This window comes from Subsaximicrobium wynnwilliamsii (assembly GCF_007997225.1).
Lineage (GTDB): Bacteria > Bacteroidota > Bacteroidia > Flavobacteriales > Flavobacteriaceae > Psychroserpens > Psychroserpens wynnwilliamsii.
The window spans coordinates 210705-223149 of sequence record NZ_VORM01000005.1; the positions used below are offsets into that span (position 1 = coordinate 210705).

14 protein-coding genes are annotated in these 12445 nt (G+C 39.0%); 11 read left to right on the top strand and 3 right to left on the bottom strand.

All coding sequences use genetic code 11. The features are described from left to right. Positions 1 to 84 precede the first annotated feature (84 nt). Positions 85 to 1392, bottom strand: a complete 1308-nt coding sequence (locus tag ESY88_RS06755) for an anthranilate synthase component I family protein (protein WP_147085765.1) — start codon at positions 1390 to 1392, stop codon at positions 85 to 87. An 83-nt stretch (positions 1393 to 1475) separates the two neighbouring features. Here ESY88_RS06755 and ESY88_RS06760 point away from each other — a divergent pair, with 83 nt between their 5' ends. Further along, positions 1476 to 2837, top strand: a complete 1362-nt coding sequence (locus ESY88_RS06760) for a DEAD/DEAH box helicase (RefSeq protein WP_147085766.1) — start codon at positions 1476 to 1478, stop codon at positions 2835 to 2837. Positions 2838 to 2966: 129 nt separating this feature from the next. Further along, positions 2967 to 3746, top strand: coding sequence for a S1/P1 nuclease (locus ESY88_RS06765; RefSeq protein WP_147085767.1), 780 nt, complete (start codon positions 2967 to 2969; stop codon positions 3744 to 3746). Between the two features lie 121 nt (positions 3747 to 3867). Here the strand turns inward: ESY88_RS06765 and ESY88_RS06770 are convergent, their stop codons facing one another. Further along, positions 3868 to 4323 carry a MotA/TolQ/ExbB proton channel family protein gene (locus ESY88_RS06770; RefSeq protein ID WP_223270747.1) on the bottom strand — a complete coding sequence of 152 codons (456 nt, stop codon included), beginning with the start codon at positions 4321 to 4323 and terminating at the stop codon, positions 3868 to 3870. 327 nt (positions 4324 to 4650) lie between these two features. Here ESY88_RS06770 and ESY88_RS06775 point away from each other — a divergent pair, with 327 nt between their 5' ends. The 9 genes from ESY88_RS06775 to ESY88_RS20925 all read left to right on the top strand — a co-directional run bounded on the left by ESY88_RS06775 (position 4651) and on the right by ESY88_RS20925 (position 10844). Beyond that, positions 4651 to 5715 (top strand): sensor histidine kinase, encoded by a 1065-nt coding sequence (locus ESY88_RS06775; protein WP_147085768.1) that lies wholly within the window; start codon positions 4651 to 4653, stop codon positions 5713 to 5715. Further along, positions 5699 to 6418 carry a LytR/AlgR family response regulator transcription factor gene (locus tag ESY88_RS06780; RefSeq protein WP_147085769.1) on the top strand — a complete coding sequence of 240 codons (720 nt, stop codon included), beginning with the start codon at positions 5699 to 5701 and terminating at the stop codon, positions 6416 to 6418. The genes ESY88_RS06775 and ESY88_RS06780 overlap by 17 nt, the downstream gene beginning before the upstream one ends. Positions 6419 to 6487: 69 nt before the next feature. Then, on the top strand, positions 6488 to 7081 hold the full coding sequence (locus tag ESY88_RS06785; protein WP_147085770.1) for a hypothetical protein: 594 nt from the start codon (positions 6488 to 6490) through the stop codon (positions 7079 to 7081). A gap of 250 nt (positions 7082 to 7331) precedes the next feature. Then, positions 7332 to 7847, top strand: coding sequence for a DNA cytosine methyltransferase (locus ESY88_RS21350; protein ID WP_223270748.1), 516 nt, complete (start codon positions 7332 to 7334; stop codon positions 7845 to 7847). 68 nt (positions 7848 to 7915) lie between these two features. Then, positions 7916 to 8308: a DNA cytosine methyltransferase gene (locus ESY88_RS21680; RefSeq protein ID WP_262713087.1), complete on the top strand. Its 393-nt coding sequence runs from the start codon at positions 7916 to 7918 to the stop codon at positions 8306 to 8308. After that, entirely contained in the window at positions 8283 to 8813 is a 531-nt protein-coding gene (locus tag ESY88_RS21360; protein ID WP_223270749.1) for a hypothetical protein, read from the top strand. The genes ESY88_RS21680 and ESY88_RS21360 overlap by 26 nt, the downstream gene beginning before the upstream one ends. Continuing rightward, a complete protein-coding gene (locus tag ESY88_RS21365; RefSeq protein ID WP_223270750.1) occupies positions 8810 to 9301 on the top strand; it encodes a BsuBI/PstI family type II restriction endonuclease in 492 nt (163 codons plus the stop codon). The genes ESY88_RS21360 and ESY88_RS21365 overlap by 4 nt, the downstream gene beginning before the upstream one ends. Positions 9302 to 9467: 166 nt before the next feature. Then, on the top strand, positions 9468 to 9773 hold the full coding sequence (locus tag ESY88_RS06800) for a hypothetical protein (RefSeq protein ID WP_147085771.1): 306 nt from the start codon (positions 9468 to 9470) through the stop codon (positions 9771 to 9773). A 921-nt stretch (positions 9774 to 10694) separates the two neighbouring features. Next, positions 10695 to 10844, top strand: a complete 150-nt coding sequence (locus ESY88_RS20925; RefSeq protein WP_189702542.1) for a hypothetical protein — start codon at positions 10695 to 10697, stop codon at positions 10842 to 10844. Between the two features lie 187 nt (positions 10845 to 11031). Here ESY88_RS20925 and lpdA read toward each other — a convergent pair whose 3' ends face one another. Then, entirely contained in the window at positions 11032 to 12432 is a 1401-nt protein-coding gene (gene lpdA, locus ESY88_RS06805) for a dihydrolipoyl dehydrogenase (RefSeq protein ID WP_147085772.1), read from the bottom strand. Between the last annotated feature and the right edge of the window lie 13 nt (positions 12433 to 12445).

The window sequence follows — 12445 nt, forward strand, 5'->3', positions numbered from 1 at the left end:
GATTACACGAATCACAGTTGAAACCTAAATACTACTGAATATCTAAGTAGGCCACCACAGCACACTGAAACTGCGACTAGATAATCAAGACTCGAGCACCTCGCGCATCGCCTTGGCTTTGAGCATACATTCCTCATATTCCTTGAGCGGCTCGCTTTTAGAAGTGATCGCGCTGCCAACAGAATAAGATACGTATTGCTTGGTTTCATTATATAAAATACTGCGGATGACCACGTTGAAATCAAAATCATTCTCTGGAGAAAAATAGCCAACCGCTCCAGAATAGAGTCCGCGTTTGCTGGCCTCGAACTCCTCAATGAGCTGCATGGCAGAGATTTTTGGTGCTCCGGTCATGCTGCCCATCGGGAAGGTGGTTTTGAGAATATCTACAGGGTGCACGCTGGCTTTTACCGTTGACGTGACCGTGGAAATCATTTGGTGTACCTGCTCAAACGAATGGATTTTACAAAGTTCTACGACGTTTACACTTCCTTTTTTGGCCGTTTTGGAAAGGTCATTGCGCACCAAATCGACAATCATGATGTTTTCACTGCGTTCCTTTTGGTCTTCAGAAAGTTTTTGTTTTAGCAGTTCATCTTCCGAAGGGTTCGAGGCACGTTTGGCGGTGCCTTTTATGGGTTGGGAAATGATGCGATCGCCTTCCTTTTTGAGATAGCGCTCTGGCGAGGCCGACAACAAGAATTGATCGTGATTTTTGAGATAACAGGCAAATGGCGGTTTTGAAATCGCGTTGAGTTTCTTGAAGATTTCGAAGGCTTGAATTTTAGAACCTTCCGCATAAAACTCCTGACAAAAATTAGCTTCGTAAATATTGCCACGATGAATGTGGGTAAGCATTTGAGTTGCCTTTTCAAGATAGGCGTCTTTTGAAATACGCGGTTTAATGGTGATTGGTAGGACTTCGGAAGGCATTTCCGTTTTATCAAAACTCTGACTTTCCATAGCTAAAATCTGCTCAAGATCCTGAGTGATTTCATCGCTTACCAAATTGAGATACTGAATTTCCAAAGCATTCCCTTTAAGCAAAAACAGTTTTTTTGGCTGAAAAAAGAAAAGTTCGGGGAATGTTAGTCCGTCGTGATTTTGAGAGGACAAGCGCTCCACATCATTCTTCAAATCGTAAGACAGGTAGCCAAAAATCCAATCTTTGGTCAATGTTTGGTAGTCCTTCAACTGCTCAAAAGCATTGTGGGAATCGGTTTGAAGCACCGTAAAGGCTTCTGCCGCCAAAACCGCATCGTAACTGGGATAGCTGTGCTTATAATCATTGCTATCCAACCAAAGCAGCTCGTCAAATTGCTGGCTCCATTGCAAGAGCTTGTTCTTGAATTGTTCCGGGTTGGCGATATGCTCAAAATGTGTTTTTCTCAAGGCTGAAAATTGAAAAACAAAGAACCGAATTAATGCGATGAATAACAAGCCCAATATTCCGAAGTAAAATTTATCTTTGCAGCATGGAAGCAACGACCACTTTTCACGATTTGAACCTCAATACGCCATTGTACAATGCCTTGGGCGATTTGGGTTTTGAAATTCCCACACCCATCCAAGCACAGGCCTTTAATGTAGTCGCATCTGGCAAAGATGTGGTTGGCATTGCACAAACAGGTACAGGAAAGACCTTTGCCTACATGTTGCCCATTTTGAGACATCTCAAATACTCGCAGCAAGAAAATCCACGTATTTTGGTTTTAGTACCAACACGTGAGCTTGTGGTTCAGGTAGTGGATGAAATTGGAAAACTCGCGGCCTATACCAATGTTAGGGTTTTAGGCGTTTACGGCGGCACCAATATCAATACCCAAAAACAGGCGATTGCGCAAGGACAGGACATTATTGTCGCCACACCTGGCCGACTTTTTGATTTGGCGCTAAGTCATGTGCTGCATTTAAAATCCATACAAAAACTAGTGATTGATGAAGTGGATGTGATGCTCGATTTGGGCTTTAGACACCAACTGCTCAATATTTTTGACATCTTGCCAGAGCGCCGACAAAACATTATGTTCTCTGCCACGATGACCGAGGATGTGGATGCACTTATCAATGAATTCTTTACCAAACCCGAATGGGTCACGGTTGCAGTTTCGGGCACACCATTGCATAATATTGAGCAGCAGCGCTATGAAGTGGCCAATTTTTACACGAAGGTCAATCTCTTGGAGCATTTGCTTCAAGATAAAGATGCGTTTCATCGCGTGCTTATCTTTGTGGCCTATAAGAAAATGGCCGACAAGCTTTTTGAAGCATTGGAAGCCCATTTTCCCGATACGGTTTGCGTGATACATTCCAACAAGACCCAAAATTATCGGTTGCGAAGTATTGAGCAATTTCGCGCAGGCGAAAACCGCATCCTTATTGCCACAGATGTGATGGCCAGAGGTCTCGATATTGAAAACATTAGCCATGTCATCAATTTTGACACGCCAAAATATCCCGAGAATTACATGCATCGCATCGGTAGAACCGGTCGTGCCGAATTAGAAGGCCATGCGCTTACTTTTTCTACGGAAAGCGAACAGGAATACATTGAGAGCATCGAAGAATACATGGAAAAAAGCATTGCATTGCTGGAGTTGCCTGAAGCTGTGGAAATTTCAAAAGAATTGATTGCAGAAGAACGTCCGCAAATCAAGGAGCACAACAATCCCTTCAAAAGAATTGATGACGATAGCGTGGGCCCTGCCTATCACGATAAAATAGATAAAAACAAGAAAGAGAATCTTGGTGGCTCCTATAAATTTAAGATTGCCGCGAAATACAAAAAACCCAAAACCAGAGGCGATAAGAATTACAATAAACGGAATAAGAAGTAGTCTTCAGTTTGCAGTCTTCAGTCTTCGGTCTTCGGTCTTCAGTCTTCGGTCTTCGGTCTTCAGTCTTCAGTCTTCGGTCTTCGGTCTTCGGTCTTCTAAGAAATACAAAAACATTTAAAATACAACTCAATGAAATCCAGTTTTTTTGCTCTATTATTTACCATTTCAATACTTACAACTTATGCAAACACCCAACCCACTTGGGGCAGAACGGGGCATCGCGTGGTTGGAGCTATAGCCGATAACTATTTAAACAACAGCACCAAACGGAAAATTGAAAAAATTCTCAACCATGAGTCTTTGGCTTTGGTATCCACTTTCCCCGATGAAATTAAATACGATGAGCGTTATGACCAATTCAAGACTTGGCATTATGTGAATATGAGCCTGGACGAGACCTATGGCACTTCAGAAAAAAATCCTGAAGGAGACATGGTGACCGGGATTGAATTTTGCAAACAAGTCTTGACCAATGAGAATTCCACTGCCGCGGATAAGGCGTTTTATCTTAAGATGCTCATTCATTTGATTGGCGATTTGCACCAACCTATGCACTTGGGGCTTAAGGAAGACCGTGGTGGTAACGATTTTGATGTGCAATGGTTCTACAAAGATTCCAACCTGCACAAAGTTTGGGATTCACAGATGGTTGAGGGCTATGACATGAGTTATTCTGAACTCGTCACGAATTCGCCATACCTTAGCAAAGATGAGATTGAGGCCATTGAAAGAGGAAGCCTTTCAGACTGGGTTACTGAAACCCACAAATTGACCAAGATTGTTTACGCTTCTGCGGAAAAGGGCGACAACCTTCGGAACGAATATGCTTTTAAATATCTAGGCTTAGCTAGGGAACAAATGCAGAAAGCCGGAATACGGTTGGCTGTGGTTTTGAACGATATTTTATGATGCTGTGATTGGATAAATGTTTAAGGCCATGCCATAGCTTCTTCTTATTCTGCAAAACAGCAAATGCCACTTTTACGAGATTCGTAGCAGTGGCATTTGTCTTTTACTGGAGTTAATTCATCTATACTTTTACTTCCAGTTCAGACTTTTGTTTGAGCATTGCCCTTAAGATGAGTATCCCCAGTCGCGACAGCAAAAACACAAAGGCGCCAAAAAGTACCGTTAAAAAAGACACCTTTAAGCCGCTGGCCATCATTCCTGTACTAATATCGCCAAGCATTTCGATGGAATCAAAGGCGGAGATCATCCCTAAAATTGATCCTAAAAAGCCTAGCACCAAACCTAAAAGACTGGCATCGCTGGCCAATTCGCGCATTTTATGGGCAAGCATTGGATTCTTTTTGGCATTCAAAAAGCCTCTGACAAGGAAAAAAAGCGCAATCAATAAACAGATCAAGATGAGCGACATCATAATTGGTCCGCCATCATTAAAAATATTGACGATTAGAAAATGAGATTGTAAACTTGTGATTGACATTGAGATTGACATTGAGATTGACATTGAGATTGTGTTCATGATATTGAATTTAGTTAAACATCCCCAAACTTAAAAATTAAACACATTCTAATTTTTCTTTTGCGACCAGCAGCCAAATTAGAACGCGTTATAACAATCTTGCAGAATCCACCGCTAAATCCGTTATTCGTCTCACAAGCTTTTAGAGCCTTCAGAATTATAGTATCATTGTGGTACATTAAAAAAAGAATCCAGACCGTCCCGATCGCTATCAGGACTGCTAGAATCAAAAAACACAGATTTGATTTGAACTCACTAAGAACGCGTCTTGGGTTTTAGGTGATGATATTTCAGCATTACTTTATAATTATAAACCAACGAGAAACGGTGTACAGCAAAGAATTTCTTCTTAAAAAATTTGGCCAATTATTGCTACATGTGCTATTCTGGGCAGGCGTGCTATTTTTCTATACCTATTTTTTCAGTTTCGGCACTAAGGCTGTTTCTTATGTGCTTTCGTTTTCATTGTTTTTGATGCCTATTACGATGGCAACCACTTATGTGAGCATTTATAAACTCATTCCCGATTATCTTATTACAAAACGCTATTTGCAATTTGGGGTGTATAGCCTTTATACGCTCATTATTTCAATCTATTTGATTGTAATTTCCATTTTCTTCGGCTTGGTTTATCTTTCCAATTTTGAGTCGCACAAGATGGCGCCCATCAGTAAAAACCTGTTGTTCGTGGCCATTGCCGTTTACTTGATTGTTATTGTGGTAAGCGCCTTCAAGATTCTCAAAATCAACTTGAACATCGCCAAGAAAACCAAGGCATTGGAAACCAAAATCCTAGAAACCCAATTACAACTCAAGGCGCAGCAGTTGGCCTATCTCAAAATGCAAATCCATCCGCATTTTTTGTTCAATACGCTCAATACCTTATATGCCTTCAGCTTAAAACAATCGAAGCAAGCGCCAGATATGATCTTGAAATTATCAAATCTCTTGGATTACTTACTCTATCAAAGTGACAAGCCATTGGTGCCCATAGAGGAAGAAGTGCAACATATCAAAGATTATATCGCTTTAGAAAAAATGCGTTTTAATGAGACGCTGCTTATCGATTTTGAAATGCAGCCACCCCATGAACTCCTAGCCATACCACCCATGCTCCTACTCCCTTTTGTGGAAAATAGTTTTAAACATGGTGCCATAATCCATGGTAAACTTCACATTGCCATTTTAATTGAAACAACCCCCAACAGCCTTGTTTTCAGTATCAAAAACTCCGCTCGTGTTGAGAGCATTACTTCGGAAGGTATTGGTTTGGAGAACATCAAAAAACGCTTGGAGTTGCTGTACCCTAAGCATCATGATTTAAAAATTGAAACCAATAAAGACGAATTCAAAATAACCTTGAAATTATTTCTGAATGAGCACTCAAACTAAACCCATCGCCTGCCTAATTGTTGACGATGAGCCTGCTGCCAGGGACATCATCGCGATGCATCTCTCTCAAATCGAAAACATACGGGTGATTGCCCAATGCGAATCGGCGGTGGAAGCATTTCAACACATACAGCGGCAAAACATAGATTTGATTTTTTTGGATATCAATATGCCCGAGGTTTCGGGAATAGCATTCGCAAAATCCATCAATTCGAGCATCCAAGTTATTTTTACAACCGCTTACAGAGATTATGCCGTGGAAGGATTTGAATTGAAAGCGGTGGACTACTTACTGAAGCCCATTTCATTTGAGCGTTTAAAAAAGGCAGTGCAGCGCTATTTTGAAATTCAGGAGCAAGCCAGTCCGAAAATACAAGAGTCTGAAAATGCTTCAGAATTCATGTTTGTGCGCGCCGACCGAAAAATGCTTAAAATAGATTTTGAAGCCATTTTTTACATTGAAAGTATTGGGGATTATTTGAAAATCCATTTGGCTTCAAAAACCATAGTAACACGGGAGACCATGACCGTTGTGGAGGCCAAATTGCCGAATGCACATTTTATGCGCATTCATCGCTCATTTATAATCAATATTCCAAAGCTGCAGTCGTTTACCAGTGAACACATCACTATTTTAAATAGCGCTTTGCCCATTAGCCGAAGTTATAAAAAGAGTGTGCTCAACTACTTGGAAAAATTCTAAACCGCTTTCATTTTTTAAAGAATAATTAAGTTGAGCTAATAATTCCTATTTTTGTGTAAACCTGCTTTTATGAAAAATGCCCTGCTCAATAGTATCCCTAACCTAAAACCCTTCAACCACGACTTGCACTTAAATTCGGTTTTTATAGGTAAACACTGGGTTTTAGTCAATGGACTGAGTGAGAAAAAGTCGGTTTATGTATTTGAAGATGATAATATCCTTAAAATTTCAGAGGCAGAATCGGTTAGCAAAACCTCTTGGAACATAGACATCAAAGACGTCTTTTCGATCGAGACTGAAGATGGACTCATCACCGTAAAAGCGTATTTTAAGGATGATGATGTTTTGGTGTTGGACCATCAAGACAAACCCGACTTTGCGCTTTTTATCAACGAAAGCAATTACGAGGAAGAGTTGAACACGGTAGGCGATGTTCGGAAATTCTTACGTGATAAGTACAAACAAAAAGTGACCAGGCTCATCTATGCCCACAAATTCTATTATATCGAAAACTTCAAGGAATTTGGTCCGTTTACGGTTGAAGAGCTCTCTGAAAAAGTAAAGGCAGAAGACATAAGTGCCTATTGTTTTGTGCGCGATATCAATGAAGCTGATTACAGTAACCGACTGCGTATTTGGGATTTGATCAAGGAGTTGGGGTAATAGTTTTGAGTTGTGGGTTGTGGGTTGTGGGTCGGGGGTCGTGGGTTTTGGGCTGTGGGTTATGGGTTGTGAAATTGCAGAATATTGGTGTTTCTAGATAGTTTTGGTTGAAAAGTTGCAATTTGTTTGTTTAATAGGGTTTGGTGCCTAAGGCAAAAAAATCCGTTAACACAACAAAAATCCATAACTTTGGAAAATGGAATATTGGGAAGTAATAAATAACAAACTATAACCTTGGATTGACACTGAATTGAATAAAACAGTGCTTGACCTTTTTGCAGGTTGCGGTGGACTTTCCCTTGGTTTCGAAGCTAATGGTTTTAAGACTATAGGCTATGAAATGGATGAGCAAGCCTCTAATACTTATAATGAAAATTTAATCGGAGAGTGTGTCAACGAAAAATTAACAATTGAATCTAAATACCAGAAAGCTGATATAGTAATTGGTGGCCCACCTTGTCAACCTTTTAGTGTGGGTGGAAAACAATTGGGATTAAAGGATTCTAGAGATGGTTTTCCTATATTTTTATCTGCGATTAAACAACTTGAACCAGAAGTTCTTCTTTTTGAAAATGTTAGAGGAATGCTCTACAAAAACAAATGGTATTTAAAAGAAGTTATTGAAGAACTTGAAAGTTTAGGATATTACATTAATTATGGCCTTTTAAATGCAAAAAATTACGAAGTTCCTCAAAATAGAGAGAGAGTAATCGTAATTGGCTCGAAGCAAAAAATTAATCTTCCAAAAAAATTAATAAACAAGTAACCGCAGGTCAAGCTTTAGGAGAACTTGCGTTTCAATTTGACGAAAAATCCAAGTTTTTTACGGAATCTATGGACAGATATGTTGCTAAATATGAAACAGCATCAAAATGCATTAATCCGAGAGATTTGTATTTAGATAGACCAGCAAGAACTCTGACTTGCAGAAATTTGGCAGGTGCAACAGGAGATATGCACCGAGTTAGATTGAAAGATGGTCGCAGAAGAAGGATTACAGTTCGAGAAGCCGCTAGACTTCAAAGTTTTCCCGATTGGTTTGACTTTTCAGGAACAGAAACAAACCAATATAACCAAATTGGAAATGCTGTAGCACCAAATTTTGCATATAATTTAGCTTTAAACATCAAAAATTATTTAATGTGCGATAATGACTATCCTTATATTCTAGCAGAAAATGAACAATTAAAATTATTTGAGAATGAAGCAATATATCAGTCCCGATGAATCAAAAACTTTTAGAAAAAAAACACCACAGGTTCAGCAACTGATAAATACAACACTTTATATCCTTGAAACTTTTGGAATTCCTTTAGATACTACACCGAGAAGACTAGAAAGAATGGCAATTGCATTTCTAGCTAGTGCTGATGTAAAGAAAACAGCAGATTTTAAAAAGGCAAAAGACTTAAATAATGGATATGCTCATAAAACAAGAGATATAATAATTTACGTCAATAATCATTTTGGAGAAAGTATAAGTTCAGGTTCTTATGACGACATTCGTAGAAAAGACTTGAAATTACTAACAGTGGCAGAAGTGATTTTGCAATCAAGTCCAAACTCTGCGACAAACGACTCAACACGAGGTTATTCAATTAATCCAACTTATGCTGAACTCGTTAGAGATTTTGGCTCAAAAAATTGGGAGAAAAAAGTTTCCGAAAAGTTGAAGAATATTGAGCCATTAAGTAAAAAACTAAAAAAAGAGAGAGAGAAATTGTTAAAGTGAATGTTACCCTTCCTTCAGGTGGCGAACTGACATTTTCAGCAGGAGAACACAATGATTTACAAAAAGCGATTATTGAAGATTTTTTACCAAAATATGGGCACGGTGCAGAAATCTTTTATGTTGGAGATACCTCTGACAAATACCTCTATTTGGAAAAAGAAAAGCTTGAAGAACTAAACTTCTTTAAAATATCACACGAAGAATTACCTGATGTTATCGCTTATTCAAAGAAAAAAAATTGGCTCTATTTAATAGAAGCAGTTCACTACCCGGGTCCGATTAGCGAATTGAGACCAATCCAACTTCAAAAACTAACAAAAGACTGTGAAGCTGACATAGTGTATGTCACAGCATTTTTGAACAGACCAAAGTTCAGACAGTTTATGACTGATGTTGCTTGGGAAACGGAAGTATGGATTGCTGATAATCCAGACCATTTAATACATTTTAATGGAGACAAATTTCTCGGACCATACAAACCGGAATAAAAAGCACTAGGCACAACAAAGTCGCGTATAATTAATTGCTTGGGCTTGTCATGCTCATGAAAATCCTCGCGGAATTCCAAGTTCGTTTTTATTTGCTAAATTTACTGCTTGGGACACGCAACTTTCCTCACACATAAACCTTGGCAGCAAGGTAAAATTTACAAGTATGGATACAGACGACTTATCGACAGAAGCGTACAAGGGAATAATAATAGAATCAGAAAAATTCAATCGTGATTTGACACTTCAGTTCGGAGTTTTAGCATCAGCCTGCAAAGACGAAGAAGACTACTTAAACAAATCCGAACAGCTGATTTCTGAGCTTCGATCATGCGATAAAGAAGATTTGATTTATATTTTTTTCGGGAATCTTCCCGACATCAAATCTTTAAATTTGACACTTGATCGCATTACTGAAAATATAGACAGCGTGAGAAAAACACCTAAAGAACAAAGACATTATGAATTTTAGTCGCGCTTTTTCCGCCCTACTATATTTACCTACTATATCTATACGAATACGCTATCCATAATACCGATTTCCCCTAAACTATTCTGAAAACGGAATGAACTTTGATTCCTTTAATCAAACCATTTTCATGAAAAAACCAACCCTAGTTTTACTTTTAGTGATTTTTAGCTTTAGTAAATCTCTCAAGATTTAGTTTGTTTGAACTACAAACTTTACAATGCTGATTACGATGTAACTGAGATAACTGATAAGAAATCAAAGGATCCGGCATCTTTTAAAACTAGTTCAAAATCAAACGCAATAGACTTGACCGTTTTTAAAGATTCTTTGGTTGAATCCTCGAAATCTTCCTATAATAGCATAAAACGTCTTTTTGTTGGATTTACAGCAATTCTAACTAACTCTTCCAGGAATGAAGTAAGTCTATCGAATAAGGATGGAAGAATCACAATTGTTCGGCAAGCGCTCTACAAAAACAAATGGGAAAACGTAAAATCTTTCAATAAGACTCCAAGTCGCGTATGTGGAAATAGTTATATGAGCAAAAGAACTATCAATGCCAATAGCTCCTTAATATTTGTTATACCGTGTTTAGATGGTAATGTAGAAACAACATTTAGACTCGTTCTATATCAAAAAAACAGAAAAGTCATATACTCGAATGAATTTCAAGGATTCGTATCAAGTGAGCTCTTAGAATAAGTACTATGGCTAAGGTGTAAAGTAAATTGCTGGTTCTGCGTACTCGGAAATTCTTTCAGATTTCCCTCTGTTTCGTTTTCATTTACTAATTTAGTTCCTAAGCCAACAACTAATCTTATACATGACCATTGATTCTAAACACGTGTTAACATAAAACTATTTGCACGTATTTGGAAATTATTTTTGAATTTGTAAACAGCCACTCATAATCTCATTGTTATGAATACAAAGTTGACCTTAGCAATAGACAAGGAAATAATTAAAAACGGTGCCTTTGTTCTCATTCAATTGTCAAAGGATTTAGAGAATAGAATTCCAGAGCTTATGCATCAAAAGAAAACCAAGGATGAAGTAATGACTTTTCTATAAGGCTATTTTCAACTTTTGATAATCCTCTCAATTTATTCAGTTCAGTTTATCCGTCAATTTCTAATTTTAGAATTGCCGAACTCATATAAAAAAAAGAACCTCCACTAACTTTTCGATAGTATGGAGGTTCGTTATCATAGTATTGGATTCCTGCCTCTGCCAATCGGCAGAAAGGTTCGCAGGAATATTAGACGTGAAGCGCTCTATCTTCAGTAGCCGCCAATGCTGCTTCCTTTACAGCTTCGGCATAGGTTGGATGTGCATGCGACATTCTCGCGATATCCTCGGCACTGGCTTTGTACTCCATTGCGACGACTGCTTCAGCAATCAAATCGGCACAACGTGCGCCAATCATGTGTACTCCCAAAATCTCATCGGTTTTCTTGTCGGCAAGGATTTTTACGAATCCGTCGGTGTCCATACTGGCGCGACTTCGGCCTAAAGCTCGCATTGGGAATTGTCCTGTTTTGTATTCGGTGCCAGCTTCTTTCAATTCTTCCTCGGTTTTTCCGACAGAAGCGACTTCTGGCCAAGTATAAACCACACCTGGAATAAGGTTATAATCAATATGCGGTTTTTGACCTGCTAAAACTTCAGCAACAAAAACGCCTTCTTCCTCGGCTTTATGTGCCAGCATCGCACCTTTGATAACATCACCAATGGCATAGATGTTCTTCACATTCGTTTGTAAATGGCCGTTGACTTCCACTTGGCCTCTATCGTTGATGTTCACGCCAGCAGCTTCAGCATTGAGCCCATCGGTATATGGTCGTCGCCCTACTGAAACCAAGCAATAATCGCCTTTAAACTCTACTTCCTCGCCTTTTTTGTTATCGGCCTTGACGATGACTTCATCACCTTTGCGTTCAACCGATTTTACTTTATGTGAAACATTGATGTTGAATTTTGCCTTTTTAAAGACCTTGTTGAGCTCTTTGGAGAGGCCAGCATCCATCGAAGGAATGATGCGGTCCATATACTCCACAACCGTGACTTCCGCACCCAAACGTTTGTAAACTTGGCCCAATTCCAACCCAATCACACCGCCACCAATGATGATCATGTGTTTAGGGATTTCTTTGAGTTTTAGGGCTTCAGTCGAAGTGATGATTCGCTCCTTGTCCAATTTGATAAATGGTAAATTAGCCGGTTTGGAACCTGTGGCGATAATGATGTTTTTAGCCTCAATTTCCAAAGATTCCTTCCCTTCTATTTTAATATGTGTGGCATCTTTAAAACTACCCATACCTTCATAGACATCTATCTTATTTTTTTTCATCAAGAAATCAATCCCACTGGTGGTTTGATCTACCACAGCTTGTTTACGCGAGATCATTTGTTTTAGATTAACCTTGATCTCACCTGGAATATCGATGCCATGCTCCTCAAAATGTTTGATGGCATCATCATAGTGATGGGACGAGTCCAATAGCGCCTTACTCGGGATGCAGCCCACATTGAGGCAAGTGCCGCCAAGGGTTGAATATTTTTCGATTATTGCGGTTTTCATACCCAATTGTGCGCAACGTATGGCTGCAACATAACCTCCAGGTCCAGAACCGATAATTGCGACGTCGTAAGATTTCATAAGAAAATATTTA

Bases quoted from the DNA above. Each gene is read 5' to 3' on its own strand.
- ESY88_RS06785 (WP_147085770.1), top strand. From the start codon at position 6,488: ATGAAAAATGCCCTGCTCAATAGTATCCCTAACCTAAAACCCTTCAAC.
- ESY88_RS20925 (WP_189702542.1), top strand. From the start codon at position 10,695: ATGAATACAAAGTTGACCTTAGCAATAGACAAGGAAATAATTAAAAAC.
- ESY88_RS06765 (WP_147085767.1), top strand. From the start codon at position 2,967: ATGAAATCCAGTTTTTTTGCTCTATTATTTACCATTTCAATACTTACA.
- ESY88_RS21360 (WP_223270749.1), top strand. From the start codon at position 8,283: ATGAAGCAATATATCAGTCCCGATGAATCAAAAACTTTTAGAAAAAAA.
- ESY88_RS06780 (WP_147085769.1), top strand. From the start codon at position 5,699: ATGAGCACTCAAACTAAACCCATCGCCTGCCTAATTGTTGACGATGAG.
- ESY88_RS06770 (WP_223270747.1), bottom strand. From the start codon at position 4,323: ATGAACACAATCTCAATGTCAATCTCAATGTCAATCTCAATGTCAATC.
- ESY88_RS06760 (WP_147085766.1), top strand. From the start codon at position 1,476: ATGGAAGCAACGACCACTTTTCACGATTTGAACCTCAATACGCCATTG.
- ESY88_RS21680 (WP_262713087.1), top strand. From the start codon at position 7,916: ATGGACAGATATGTTGCTAAATATGAAACAGCATCAAAATGCATTAAT.
- lpdA (WP_147085772.1), bottom strand. From the start codon at position 12,432: ATGAAATCTTACGACGTCGCAATTATCGGTTCTGGACCTGGAGGTTAT.
- ESY88_RS06800 (WP_147085771.1), top strand. From the start codon at position 9,468: ATGGATACAGACGACTTATCGACAGAAGCGTACAAGGGAATAATAATA.